13 protein-coding genes are annotated in these 12,095 nt (G+C 64.0%); 10 read left to right on the top strand and 3 right to left on the bottom strand.

Annotation, left to right across the window (positions count from 1 at the left end; all coding sequences use genetic code 11):
• Positions 1-140 precede the first annotated feature (140 nt).
• The 3 genes from HXS65_RS12030 to flgA form a co-directional block, all read right to left on the bottom strand.
• Positions 141-614: a flagella synthesis protein FlgN gene (locus HXS65_RS12030; protein WP_084208630.1), complete on the bottom strand. Its 474-nt coding sequence runs from the start codon at positions 612-614 to the stop codon at positions 141-143.
• Complete coding sequence (gene flgM / locus HXS65_RS12025) at positions 611-883, bottom strand: flagellar biosynthesis anti-sigma factor FlgM (protein ID WP_176493952.1); 273 nt, start codon at positions 881-883, stop codon at positions 611-613. The genes HXS65_RS12030 and flgM overlap by 4 nt, the downstream gene beginning before the upstream one ends.
• A gap of 198 nt (positions 884-1,081) precedes the next feature.
• Positions 1,082-1,858 carry a flagellar basal body P-ring formation chaperone FlgA gene (gene flgA, locus HXS65_RS12020; protein WP_176493951.1) on the bottom strand — a complete coding sequence of 259 codons (777 nt, stop codon included), beginning with the start codon at positions 1,856-1,858 and terminating at the stop codon, positions 1,082-1,084.
• Between the two features lie 342 nt (positions 1,859-2,200).
• On the opposite strand from flgA, the gene flgB reads away from it, so the two are divergent.
• From flgB to flgK, 10 genes are all read left to right on the top strand, one after another.
• Positions 2,201-2,623, top strand: a complete 423-nt coding sequence (gene flgB, locus HXS65_RS12015; protein WP_077376218.1) for a flagellar basal body rod protein FlgB — start codon at positions 2,201-2,203, stop codon at positions 2,621-2,623.
• Positions 2,623-3,111 carry a flagellar basal body rod protein FlgC gene (gene flgC, locus HXS65_RS12010; protein ID WP_084208632.1) on the top strand — a complete coding sequence of 163 codons (489 nt, stop codon included), beginning with the start codon at positions 2,623-2,625 and terminating at the stop codon, positions 3,109-3,111. Before flgB ends, flgC begins: the two co-directional genes overlap by 1 nt.
• A gap of 69 nt (positions 3,112-3,180) precedes the next feature.
• The gene (locus HXS65_RS12005; RefSeq protein ID WP_176493950.1) at positions 3,181-3,873 is read left to right on the top strand and encodes a flagellar hook assembly protein FlgD; all 693 of its coding nucleotides are present in this window, start codon (positions 3,181-3,183) and stop codon (positions 3,871-3,873) included.
• A gap of 129 nt (positions 3,874-4,002) precedes the next feature.
• A complete protein-coding gene (gene flgE / locus HXS65_RS12000; protein WP_136937769.1) occupies positions 4,003-5,262 on the top strand; it encodes a flagellar hook protein FlgE in 1,260 nt (419 codons plus the stop codon).
• 124 nt (positions 5,263-5,386) lie between these two features.
• Positions 5,387-6,154 (top strand): flagellar basal body rod protein FlgF, encoded by a 768-nt coding sequence (locus HXS65_RS11995; protein WP_084208634.1) that lies wholly within the window; start codon positions 5,387-5,389, stop codon positions 6,152-6,154.
• Between the two features lie 29 nt (positions 6,155-6,183).
• The gene (gene flgG / locus HXS65_RS11990; protein WP_136937770.1) at positions 6,184-6,966 is read left to right on the top strand and encodes a flagellar basal-body rod protein FlgG; all 783 of its coding nucleotides are present in this window, start codon (positions 6,184-6,186) and stop codon (positions 6,964-6,966) included.
• Between the two features lie 112 nt (positions 6,967-7,078).
• Positions 7,079-7,717: a flagellar basal body L-ring protein FlgH gene (locus tag HXS65_RS11985; protein ID WP_127736814.1), complete on the top strand. Its 639-nt coding sequence runs from the start codon at positions 7,079-7,081 to the stop codon at positions 7,715-7,717.
• Between the two features lie 69 nt (positions 7,718-7,786).
• Positions 7,787-8,923, top strand: a complete 1,137-nt coding sequence (locus tag HXS65_RS11980) for a flagellar basal body P-ring protein FlgI (RefSeq protein WP_176493949.1) — start codon at positions 7,787-7,789, stop codon at positions 8,921-8,923.
• Positions 8,923-10,332 (top strand): flagellar assembly peptidoglycan hydrolase FlgJ, encoded by a 1,410-nt coding sequence (flgJ, locus tag HXS65_RS11975; protein ID WP_176493948.1) that lies wholly within the window; start codon positions 8,923-8,925, stop codon positions 10,330-10,332. Before HXS65_RS11980 ends, flgJ begins: the two co-directional genes overlap by 1 nt.
• 109 nt (positions 10,333-10,441) lie before the next feature.
• A complete protein-coding gene (gene flgK / locus HXS65_RS11970) occupies positions 10,442-12,085 on the top strand; it encodes a flagellar hook-associated protein FlgK (RefSeq protein WP_176493947.1) in 1,644 nt (547 codons plus the stop codon).
• The last annotated feature ends 10 nt before the right edge of the window (positions 12,086-12,095 follow it).

Raw genomic sequence — 12,095 nt, 5'->3', positions numbered from 1 at the left:
GGTCAGAATTTCGGCCCGGTCATTGACCGGGCCTTGTCGTTTTCATGGGCGGTGAAAGCCGCAAGGACAGTGAGAACGGCAAGGAGGCAAGTGAGGGGCGTCGAGGGACTGCATGACAAGGGAGAGCGCGACGCGGGAGCTTACGCCGAGACGTTCAGCCGTGCAGGCGCAGCGCCGGGGCGGCCATCAGCACCATAGTGCCCGGGCGCCCGCTCATGCAGGCTGTCGAGAATCCGACTGTGCAGCGCCATGCGCTGGCGGATCAGGTCCCCGCTCAGGCGATTGCGCGCCTGGGCGCGGCGAGTGAGGGTGACCAGTTGCCACCACGTTTGCGCCAGCAGCGGCTGTCCGGCCAGTGCCGTCTGCAGTTCCAGCGGGTCATTGGAGAGACCTGACTGCGCAAGCCAGTCACGTCGGCGAGTTTCCAGCGCCTCAAGTCGGCCGGCGTTGGCCAGCTTGGCCTGGCGTATCTCATCCAGTGCGCTGGTCTGGGGCTGGCGTTGTCCCAACAGTCGCTGTTCCTGCTCCAGCAGGGCGATGAAGTGCTTCAGCTCATGCTCGAGGCCATGAAAGATCGCCTCGAGCTCAAGGGGGGAAGCGGTCGTGAGGGTCATGCGTCACCCTCGAAGGCGTCGATCAGACCCTGAGCGATGCGATCGACATCGATCTTGATGCTGCCATCGGCGATGGCCTGCTTGAGGCTGTCCACGCGTGCCTGGTCGATATCCTGTCCGGCATCGATGCTGCTGCTCGACAACTCGACCTGGGTGGAGTCGCCGGGGGATGACGTGGTGCTCGCCGTCACCTGGCTTGCCTGCGGGCGCAGCTCACGGGTGCCGTGAGTCTCACTGCGCTGCAGGGGGCCGCCGTGTTCGATCTTCATGGCCTGTCCTCTGTGATGATGGGCGTCCGCTTCAGCTGATGAGAGGCGGACGTGTCGCGGTGCCTTTGCGAGCGCAGGCATCCATCCTGCACTCCAATCGAGTATCGGCGGCTGGCGAGCCAGCTTTAGCCTCGATGAACCATCTGGGACGTCGGGTACCAGAGCCATCGTGTTCGTGAGCGAGACGGACACATCGGCTCAGGGGGCGACCAGACGCTGACCGATCACTCGAGCGCGCACCCAGTGGCCGGGCGAAAGCTCGATGCGGATGCGGTCATCCAGTGCACCGGACTCCAGAGCCCGCGCACTGCGCTGCATGCTGAAGCCCTTGCCATCCACCTGATAGGTCAGCGTATCCCCGAAGTTCACCAGCGGGATGGCTTGCACACTACTGTCGCGGATGACGTCCCCCGCTCGCAAGCGGCGGCGTGTGGAAAATCCTGCCAGTTGCCCGGCTTGCGCGAAACCCTCGCCGCGCAGCTTGCCAAGTGCCGTCAGCCGCGGGCGCAGCATCTGTGCGGTCAGGGGGGTTCCGCTTGCCAGTGCTCGGGCGGCGCTCATGCGCCAGTCAAAGCGTTCCAGGCGCAGACTCAGCAGGTGTTGTTGGCCATCGGAACATGCCAGTTGCAGGCGCTTGAGGCCCGGTGACAGGCGGTCATGGCCATCTGGATAGGCGCTGAGCGTCGCCGGTATGCAGTCAGCCAGGCGTGCCGGAAGACGTCGAACTTCCAGTTGCACGCCCGGCTCGTCGGGCGGGCCGAGCGGGGCATCCTTGGGCAGGCGTATCGTGACGGTGTCGCCTTCGGGGGTGGCGAAGAACGCCTGCAGCTGGTGACGCAACGCCTGCTCAGGTGTCGGTGCCGGCGACGAGGAGGGCGCGGCATGGGCGGTCGGCACGCACAGTCCCCACCCGACGAGCAGGGCGAGTCCTGCGCTGCGCCAGTGGGAGGCTGTAGTTGCTGAAGTCGGCGTCATGCTCTCTCTCATGTCGTGATCGGATTGCCCCGCCGAGCTGTTCTTGGCTGGAGGGCCTGCCGTCGACGGTGTCTGCTGTCGGGGATCGGCATCGGCCATTGGGCATTGGTCATCGGCCATTGGCCATCTGTCATCGGCATGCGAACCGAGCGTGACACGATTGTATGACGCCCACCGATCGGGCATTACCAGAAATAGCCCCGATAAAGGGGCTTGTTCCTACCTTCATCCTCGCGCCGGCTGACTATTCTCATTCCTGCTTGAGTCAAGCTCCCCGATGGTGAGCTGATCAATGGACATCACCCATGGCCGACACGCCAGGGTGCAAGGCCGGGATACCCCATGTTTGATCGACTTGATGCCCTCATGAGTTTTCATCAGCAGGCGCTGGGCCTGCGCGCCGAGCGTCAGCAGGTGCTGGCGAGCAATATCGCCAATGCCGATACCCCGGGCTATCAGGCGCGGGATTTTGACTTTTCCTCGGCGCTCGCCAAGGCGACGTCCGCCAGCGCGGGCGCGCCTGCGGCCCTTTCCCTGGCTACGCCGCGGGCCGGGCATCAGGCGGCGCAGGGAGCCGCAACGCTGGCCGGCGTCGAGCTCATGTACCGGGTGCCCACCCAGCCGAGTCTGGATGGCAATACCGTGGACATGGACGTCGAGCGCGTCAGTTTCGCCGACAACAGCCTGCATTACGAAGCCAGTCTTGAGCTGCTGACCGGCAAGATCCAGGGCCTGCGTCTGGCCATGCAATCGGAGAACAGCTGATGCCTGATTTCAGTCTCTTCCATGTCGCTGGTTCCGCGATGGCGGCGCAATCCCAGCGACTCAATGCCATCGCCAGCAACATGGCGAATGCCGACAGCGTCGCCGGGCCCGACGGCAAGCCCTATCAGGCCCGCCAGGTGGTCTTTGAATATGCACCGCTTGCCCGTCAGGCCAATCAGGCCGCCACTGCCCTGACGGGCATGAACTCGTCCTTCACCGGTCAGACTCTCGGCCAGCCTCTCGATCAGCGCGCCGGCATGGGCGGTGTTCAGGTCAGCTCGGTGGCGTTGAGTGATGCGCCGGCACGCAAGGAATATCGTCCTGATCACCCGCTGGCGGACGAGCAGGGCTACGTCAGTTTCTCCAACGTGGATCCGATCGCCGAGATGGTCGACATGATCGCCGCCTCCAAATCCTATGAAGCCAACGTCGAGGTCTTCAATACCTCCAAGTCGTTGCTGCGCAAGACACTGACGCTGGGTGAGTGAGCCCGGGCGTGGGATGCCTTGACCCTCGCTTCTGCCTTCTGACCGCTTTTTCCGCTACCGGGTAATCGCATGGCGACGCTAGATACCAGTCTGCTCAGCAGCCTGAACCAGACCTCCACCACCCCCTCGAGCGCGGCTGCCAGTGCCGTGTCTGCCAGCGGCACCGAGGATCTCAATGATCAGTTCATGACGTTGCTGGTGGCACAGATGCAGAACCAGGACCCGATGGACCCGGTCTCGAATTCCGATCTCACGGCGCAGTTGGCTCAGATCAGCACGGTCAGCGGGATCGAGGAGCTCAACACGACCCTGGAGAGCATCACCACCCAGATTTCCAGCAGCGAGGCCCTGCAGGCCGCCAGCCTGATCGACAAGGGCGTGCTGGTCGCTGGCGATGCCGTGTTGGTGGGCAATGCCACCTCCACGCCCTTCGGGATCGAGCTTGAAGGAGCGGTGGATGATGCCAGGGTCGAGGTGCTCGCCGCGGATGGCAGCGTGGTCAAGACCTTCGAACTCGGGGCGCTGGACGCCGGCATCCATGGCTTCGTCTGGGATGGTCTGCTGGAGGATGGCAGTCAGGCCGGGGATGGCGCCTACCAGCTGGCGGTGAGTGCCGAGCGTGGCGGTGAGCCCTATAGCGACTTGCAGACGCTGAGTTATGGCGTGGTCAGTGGCGTCAATCAATCCGAGAGCGGGGCTCAGCTGGACCTTGGTCCGCAGCTTGGGGTGGTGGAACTTGCGGCCGTGCGTCAGGTGCTCTGAGCACATGCGCCGGCGCGGGAGGCGAGTCGTTGAGCCCTCGACACGCGCCGTTGGAAAGAGGCTGCGGCCACCCCGAGTATCACGATGCTGCTCGGGATCTCATTCACATAGCGAGACAAGGGACAGATCATGGCGTTTTCACAGGCATTGAGCGGCTTGAGTGCTGCCGCGACCAATCTGGATGTGATCGGCAACAACATCGCCAACTCGGAAACGGTGGGCTTCAAGTCATCCGAGACCCAGTTCGCGGACCTCTACGCCAGCTCTCAGGCGGCGGGTATCGGGGTGCAGGTCGCCACCATTTCCCAGGATTTCTCGACAGGGTCCCTGGAAACCACCGGGCGTGATCTGGACCTGGCGATCTCCGGAGAAGGCTTTTTGCGCTTTGCCGACAGTACCGGTCAGGTCGTCTATTCGCGCAATGGCCAGCTCAACATCGATGCCGACGGCTTCATCGTCAATGCACAGGGCGCCCAGCTGACGGGCTATGCGGGCGAGCGAGTCACCGGGGAGCCGGTCGTGCTGCAGGTGCCGACGGCGCCGCTGGCCGCCAGCGCCACCCAGGACAATCTGGCCAACAGCATCTTCGGCGCGCAGGTTTCCATCAATCTGGACGCCGAGGCCGAGACCACCTCCACTACCTTCGATCCCATGGACCCCGCCAGTTATGACTACGCCTCGGCGATGACGGTGTATGACAGCCTGGGCGGCGAGCATGTGGTGACCTCCTTCTATACCAAGACCGGCAACAACACCTGGGATGTCCAGCATGTGATGGATTTCGCGGGCAAGTCGGCCGACTACCAGTCACAGGTGAATGCCGGCAGCACGGCGCCGACGGTCGAGTTCGATGCACAGGTCGAGCAGATCAGCTTCGCCGCCAATGGTCAGTTGGCGGATTACACCCCCACGGCCATGACCTATGCCCTCTCCAATGGGGCGCAGGATCTGAACTTCAGCATCGATCTCTCCGGCAGCACCCAGTACGCCAATGACTATGAAGTCACCTCGCTTTCCCAGAATGGCTATACCTCGGGCAGCCTGGTGGGGGTGTCCTTCGAGGATGATGGCCGGGTCATCGGCAGCTATTCCAACGAGCTCAAGCAGACGCTGGGTACCATCGCGCTGGCCAATTTCGCCAATGATCAGGGGCTGAGGCCCAATGGCGACAATGGTTGGCTGGCGACGGCGGAATCCGGTGAGCCGCTGGTGGGCGTGCCGGGGGAGGGTGTCTTCGGCGATGTCGTGTCCGGCGCGGTGGAAGCCTCCAATGTCGATCTGACCACGGAGCTGGTGGATCTGATCGTCGCTCAGCGCAATTACCAGTCCAATGCCCAGACCATCCAGGTCCAGGATGAAGTCCAGCAGACCGTGATCAACCTGCGTTGATCCGCGCTGAAGGGTGATGTGTCGCGACACGGTGTGGTGGCGGCACTTGGCCACTGACCGCCGTGCCTGACCACTGTGACTGGCGGCCACTGACCGCAACGATTGATGAAAGGAGGAGTCGGTGATGGACAGGATGCTCTACACCGCCATGAGCGGTGCCCAGCGAAGTCTGGCGGCGCAGGATGTCGCCGGGCATAACCTGGCCAATGTCTCCACCACGGGCTTTCGCGAGATGCTGACCCTGTCACGCGCCGTGGATGTCCAGGGCGAGGGCCTGCCGACGCGGGTGTCCAGCCAGCTGACCACCTCTGGGGCCTCCATGGCACAGGGCACGATCCAGTCCACCGGACGTGCGCTGGATGTCGCCCTCGACGGCCCGGGGATGCTGGTCGTGCAGGGCGCGGATGGCGAGGAACGCTACACCCGCAACGGCGCCCTGCAGATCGACGCCGACGGCATGCTGACATCGGGTGGCTTGCCGGTGATGGGCGATGGCGGGCCGATCGCGCTGCCGCTCAATGCCATCGTTCACATCGCCGCGGATGGTGGCGTGAGCGCTCGTTCGGCGGCGGATGCACCGGACACCATGGTGCTGCAGGCACAGCTCAAGCTGGTCAACCCCGAGAGCGTGCCCGGTGGGCTGCCGCTGGAGCGTGGGGCGGACGGCTATTTTCGCCAGCCGCTGACCGCCGAGGGGGTGCCGGCCGCGCCATTGGTGGCGGACCCCGAGGTGCGTGTCGTCTCGGGAGCGCTGGAAGGCAGCAATGTCTCGGCGACCGACGCCATGGTCGCCATGATCAACAATGCCCGCGGTTTCGAGATGCAGATGAAAGGCATCGAGACCGCGGAGCGCATGGCCGAGCGAGGCAATAGCCTGCTTGGTCTCGACTGACACCGAAGCCTGATTGCGGAGCCCATTAGATGATTCGTGCCCTATGGACGGCCAAGAGCGGCCTTGAAGCTCAGCAGATGCAGATGGACGTGACCGCCAACAACCTGGCCAACGTCTCGACCAATGGTTTCAAGCGTTCGCGCGCGGTATTTGAAGACCTGCTCTATCAGAATCTGCGCCAACCGGGCGCGGCTTCATCCGCCACCACGGAGCTGCCCTCGGGCCTGCAGGTGGGGACCGGGGTGCGAACCGTGGCCACCGAGCGCCTGCATATCCAGGGCAATCTGGAGCAGACGGAAAATTCCAAGGACGTCGCCATCAACGGGCAGGGCTTCTTTGCGGTGATGCTGCCGGATGGTACCAGCGCCTATACCCGCGATGGGTCCTTCCAGCTCGACAGCACCGGCCAGCTGGTGACGTCCAGTGGCTATCCGCTGGACCCGGCGATCGTCATCCCGGCCAATGCGCTGAGCGTGGATATCGCCTCGGATGGCGTGGTCAGTGTCACCCAGCCGGGCGCGACCAACAGTACCGAAGTCGGGCAGCTGCAGCTTTCCACCTTCATCAATCCCGCTGGCCTCTTCAGTCGTGGGGAGAATCTCTATTCCGAGACGGACGCCTCTGGGCCGCGCAGCGACAGCGTGCCCGGCTTCAATGGGGCTGGCACGCTCTATCAAGGCTTCGTCGAGACCTCCAACGTCAACGTGGTGGAAGAGATGGTGGGCATGATCCAGAACCAGCGTGCCTACGAGATCAACTCCAAGGCCGTGACCACCACCGATCAGATGCTCGAGCGTCTGGTCCAGATGTAAGGGGCCTGGCATGTCGCTTTCGTGTGATCTGGTGAGCAGGGTAGAGGCGTCACGGCAGGCCGTGCGGCGGGCGTCTGTGCGTGGAGCAGGAATCGCGGGCCTGCTGGGCGCGATGCTGCTGGGGGCTGGCTGCGCCTATGTCCCAAGCGAGCCGCTGGTGGACACCACGCCGCTGGAATCCACGCTGCAGCCGCGTCCCCAGCCGATGGCCAATGGTGCCATCTTCCAGCCGCTTTATGGCAATCAGCCGCTGTTCGAGGACCGACGCCCGCGTGCCATCGGCGACATCATCACCATTCTGCTGGATGAGAACGTCAGTGCCAGCAAGAGCTCGGCCAGCAACGCGAGTCGCGATGGCAGCGTCGGCTTCTCGCTGAGCGCCATTCCCGACTTCATGACCGGCTTGCTGGATGGTACCGATGCCGATATCGAGGGCGACAACGACTTCACCGGCAGCGGTGGCTCGAATGCCAACAACAGTTTCACCGGCACCATCACCGTGACGGTCAGTCAGGTGCAGCCCAACGGCAATCTCGAGGTGCGTGGCGAGAAGCGCATCGCGATCAATCAGGGCACCGAGTCGATCCGCTTTTCAGGGGTCGTGAACCCGCGCACGATTTCCTCGGCCAATACCGTGCAGTCCACCCAGGTGGCCAGCGCGCGCATCGAATACGTGGGCGACGGCTACATCAATGAGGCCCAGAACATGGGCTGGATGCAGCGCTTCTTCCTGAATCTGGCACCGTTCTGATGGCGCTGCCCGGCGTGAGCCTGACAGGGTGTCTTCCCACCATGACCTTTCTTGACGAGTCGCTTTCCGATGCTTGAGCTGATACTCCCCGTGCGACTGCGTGCAGCACTCTCTGCCTGTCTGCTGCTGACCGGCCTGCTGTTCTCCCTGGAGTCGGTGCAGGCCGACCGCATCAAGGACCTCGCGCAGGTACGTGGCGTTCGCGACAACCCGTTGGTCGGCTATGGCCTGGTCGTGGGGCTCGATGGCAGTGGTGACCAGACCACCCAGGCCCCCTTCACCGGGCAGAGTCTGACCAACATGCTCTCCCAGCTGGGGGTGACGGTTCCGTCGGGCACCAACATGCAGCTCAAGAACGTGGCTGCGGTGATGGTGACCGCCAGCCTGCCGGCCTTCGCGAGTTCCGGTCAGCCCATCGATGTCGTGGTGTCCTCGCTTGGCAATGCCAAGAGTCTGCGTGGCGGCACCTTGCTGCTGACGCCGCTCAAGGGGGTGGACGGCCAGGTCTACGCACTGGCGCAGGGCAATCTGATCATCGGGGGCGCCGGCGCCCAGGCGGGTGGCTCAAGCGTGCAGGTCAATCAGCTCACGGCAGGGCGCATTCCTGGCGGGGCGACGGTGGAGCGTGGTGTACCCACCCGACTCGGCGATGAGAATGGCATGATTCATCTGGATCTGTTCGAGGGCGATTTCAATCATGCCCAGAACGTCGCCACTGCGATCAATCGACACTTCGGTGGCTCGCTGGCCTCGCCGTTGAGCAATCGGGACATCGTGATTCAGGCGCCACGCGACATCAGCCAGCGCGTCGGTTTCATCGCTGGGCTGGAAAATATCGAGGTGTCACTGGGCGTGCCGCGCGCACGTGTGGTGGTCAATGCCCGTACCGGCTCGGTGGTGATGAATTCCGAGGTGCGCCTAGCGCGTGCCGCCGTCACCCACGGCAACCTCTCAGTGGTGATCGATGCCAATCCGGTGATCAGTCAGCCCGCGCCGCTGTCACAGGGACAGACGGCAGTGGTCAACGACCCCGATATCAGCGTGAACCAGCAGGGCGGTGCGCTGCGCATGGTCGAGGGGACGGCCAGCCTTGCCGAGGTGGTCGACGGTCTCAATGCCCTGGGGGCCACCCCGCAGGATCTGGTCTCGATTCTCGAGGCGCTCAAGGCAGCCGGCGCGCTGCGTGCTGATCTCGAGGTGATCTGATGGGGCTGTCCACGAGCAATGCCGGTGTGGATGCCGGGCGTCTGGCCTTCGATACCCAGGGGCTTGCGAGTCTCAAGGGGGCGGCCACGAGTGGCGGAGAGCGGCAACAGCAGGCTCTTGAGGAGAGCGCCCGTCAATTTGAAGCCTTGATGCTCAACATGATGCTCAAGCAGATGCGTTCGGCGACCGAAAGCTCAGCGCTGACCGGCTCCCAGCAGCAGGAGATGATGACCGCGATGCTGGATCAGCAGCTCTCACAGCAGCTGGCCAGTGTTGGGGAGGGGATGGGGCTTTCGCGGATCCTGATTCAACAACTGTCCTCCCGGGCAGGCACGGCTGGCGGTGATTACCCGCCTGAGACATCGTCCAGTGAGTCTGCCCACGCTCTTGCCTCTGATCTCGTCGCCAAGGAGGTTGGCGCTGCGCAGGGGGGGGCGGACGCGAACTGGCTGTCAGCGGTGGAAGCCGAAGGCGCCGACTCGCCTGGCGGCTTCATGGCGATGCTGGAGGTGGTATCGGCGGGTCGGGAGGTTCAGGGACTCTATGCCGAGATACCTCAGGAAGCTGTCGGGGCGGGTGCTGAGCGACTTTCACAAGGCCATCAGACGGCACGCTCGGCCGCTGATGTGTCGATGCTCAACGCGCACCAGCGTCAGCAACCCGACAACGTCCAGCGGTTCGTGGCGGAGTTTGCGCCAGCGGCGCGCGCAGCCAGTCGTGAAAGCGGCTTGCCGGCTGAGTTGATCCTGGCGCAGGCCGCACTCGAGACCGGCTGGGGCGAGCGACGCATCCACACCGAGGACGGCCAGGACAGCCACAACCTGTTCGGGATCAAGGCCGGCAGTGGCTGGCAGGGGGACAGCACCACGGTACTGACCACGGAATATCGTGAGGGACGTCGGCTGCAGCTGGAAGACAGCTTCCGGGTCTATCCGGATCAGGCCAGTGCGCTGCGTGACCACGCCGCGTTGCTGAGCGGGGCCGATCGCTATGCCCATGTCGCCCGGTCACCGGATGCGCAAAGCGCCGCACGTGCCCTGCAGTCGGCAGGCTATGCCACCGACCCTCACTATGCCGAAAAGCTGATCTCGATCATGCAACGTGTCGGCCCGCTGGATGCCAGCGGTGATCGCGAGCTTTCATCGCCTCGCCTGGCATCACGTGACGTGCTGCCGTCTTCGGAGGTGGAACGCTCCCTCTCGGGCACCTCAACCGCCAGCGCCTCGCAGGACAATCAAGAGCCGGGATGGCTGGCTGCCTCCGCACCGCTGTGGCAGCGCGACGCCGGTGAGGCCAGGCCCCTCTTCGCCGATGACACGGCAATGCCGGTGACAGCCCCGGCGGCAACGCCTTCGCAGAGCGGAGCGATCCCGCTTGCGATGACGACCTCTCGAGGGCTACTGGAGTAGGTCGTGACTCAAGTTCGCTCAGCACTGGCCGATAGTCAGGCATGCCCGGCACGTCGCGGCAGAGTGCCCATCTTCCTACTGTCTTCTTCATTCGCTTCAGGTAAACGTCATGGCCAGCAGCATGTTGAGTATCGGTGTCAGTGGTCTGCAGGCCGCCCAGACCGCGCTTGCCACCAACAGCAACAACATCGCCAACGTCTATACGCCGGGTTATAGCCGCGAGACGGTGGAACTGAGTGGCGGGCCGGGGGCCAGCCCGGTCTCTGGCGTCAGCGTGTCTTCCATCAGTCGCCAGACGGATGCGTATCTCTCGGCGCAGCTGGATTCGGCGCTGAGCGCCAGCGCGGCGCTGGAAACCCGTGAGGCCAATCTCAGCCAGATCGACAATCTGCTGGCGGATGAAGAGGCTGGCTTGGCGCCTCTGATGCAGCAGTTCTTCGCTGCCATCGATGGTGTCGCCAGCCAGCCGGGCGACCCTGCCGCCCGCGAGAGCATGTTGGGCACGGCGGAGAGCCTGGCCGGGCAACTCAATGCCTTCGCGGGGTATCTCGATGAGATGGATGCCGGTGTCAATGCGCGAATCGGCGATGTGGTCGGCGACATCAACAACGCCACCACCCAGATCGCCTCGCTGAACGAGCAGATTTCCATGACGCGTGCGCGCACCGGAGAAGAGCCGCTGGGGCTGCTGGATCAGCGTGATCAGGCGGTCACCGAGTTGCAATCGCTGGTGGGTGTCGACGTGCAGGAGCAGGACGGGCGCTTGAGCATCAGCCTTGGCAACGGTCAGCAGCTGGTCAATGGCAGCGACAGCCATGATCTTGTCGCGGTGGTGGACCCACAGGATGCCAGTCGGGTGGTGGTCAATTACAGCGCGGCCCCGGGAATGCCGATGAGTCTCGAAGAGGATCAGCTTGAGGGCGGCACGCTGGGCGGGTTGCTGGGCTTTCGTGAGGAGAGTCTGGCGCCGGCCCAGAATCAGTTGGGGCAACTGGCGGCGGGTCTGGCATTGACCTTCAATGCCCAGCATGGCGACGGGGTCGATGCCAATGGTGACGCCGGCGGCGACTTCTTCACGCTCGGCACGCCGGAGATCCTGCCCGCCAGCGGCAACGCCATCGATGCGGCGCTTGAGGTCGAGTTCGCCCCTGCGACCCTAAAGGAGGGTGATGACTTCTACAGTGTCGCGCTGACCGGTGATGACTATCGCCTGAGCCTGGAGGGCGGGGAATACCGGCTCGAGAATCTGGGCAATGGCACAGTGGAGAGTCTGAGTCCGGACAGCGAAGGCCTGATGCAACATGAGGGGCTGATCCTCTCGGCCACCAACATGCGGGAGGGTGACAGCTTCACCATCCAGCCGACACGCCAGATTGCGGCGACGTTTGGGGTCGCGATCGCTGACGGCGCTGACATCGCGGCGGGCGAGAGCAGCGGCAGCCTCGACAACCGCAATATCCTGGCATTGCAGCAGCTGCAGAGCAGCGACGCGCTGGGCAGTGCCGGCAGCTTCAATGATCAATACGCCTCGCTGGTCAGCCAGGTCGGCAATCAGACTCGGCTGGTGCAGGTCAATCTGGAGGCGCAACAGAGCCTGACCGAGCAGCTGACGGCCGCCGAGCAGTCGGTGTCAGGGGTCAACCTCGATGAGGAAGCCGCGGACCTGATTCGCTATCAGCAGTTCTACCAGGCCAACGCTCAGGTCATCCAGACCGCGGCGACGGTGCTGGATACCCTCCTGAACATCCGCTAACGAGGTCGTG

The sequence above is a fragment of the Cobetia sp. 5-25-4-2 genome (assembly GCF_013374075.1).
Classification (GTDB): Bacteria; Pseudomonadota; Gammaproteobacteria; order Pseudomonadales; family Halomonadaceae; genus Cobetia; species Cobetia marina.
This window is presented reverse-complemented; position numbering and strand designations above follow the sequence as displayed.

Bases quoted from the DNA above. Each gene is read 5' to 3' on its own strand.
- HXS65_RS12005 (WP_176493950.1), top strand. From the start codon at position 3,181: ATGGCGACGCTAGATACCAGTCTGCTCAGCAGCCTGAACCAGACCTCC.
- HXS65_RS11985 (WP_127736814.1), top strand. From the start codon at position 7,079: ATGCTGCTGGGGGCTGGCTGCGCCTATGTCCCAAGCGAGCCGCTGGTG.
- flgM (WP_176493952.1), bottom strand. From the start codon at position 883: ATGAAGATCGAACACGGCGGCCCCCTGCAGCGCAGTGAGACTCACGGC.
- HXS65_RS11980 (WP_176493949.1), top strand. From the start codon at position 7,787: ATGCTTGAGCTGATACTCCCCGTGCGACTGCGTGCAGCACTCTCTGCC.
- HXS65_RS12030 (WP_084208630.1), bottom strand. From the start codon at position 614: ATGACCCTCACGACCGCTTCCCCCCTTGAGCTCGAGGCGATCTTTCAT.
- flgC (WP_084208632.1), top strand. From the start codon at position 2,623: ATGCCTGATTTCAGTCTCTTCCATGTCGCTGGTTCCGCGATGGCGGCG.
- flgG (WP_136937770.1), top strand. From the start codon at position 6,184: ATGATTCGTGCCCTATGGACGGCCAAGAGCGGCCTTGAAGCTCAGCAG.
- HXS65_RS11995 (WP_084208634.1), top strand. From the start codon at position 5,387: ATGGACAGGATGCTCTACACCGCCATGAGCGGTGCCCAGCGAAGTCTG.
- flgA (WP_176493951.1), bottom strand. From the start codon at position 1,858: ATGACGCCGACTTCAGCAACTACAGCCTCCCACTGGCGCAGCGCAGGA.
- flgE (WP_136937769.1), top strand. From the start codon at position 4,003: ATGGCGTTTTCACAGGCATTGAGCGGCTTGAGTGCTGCCGCGACCAAT.
- flgJ (WP_176493948.1), top strand. From the start codon at position 8,923: ATGGGGCTGTCCACGAGCAATGCCGGTGTGGATGCCGGGCGTCTGGCC.
- flgB (WP_077376218.1), top strand. From the start codon at position 2,201: ATGTTTGATCGACTTGATGCCCTCATGAGTTTTCATCAGCAGGCGCTG.
- flgK (WP_176493947.1), top strand. From the start codon at position 10,442: ATGGCCAGCAGCATGTTGAGTATCGGTGTCAGTGGTCTGCAGGCCGCC.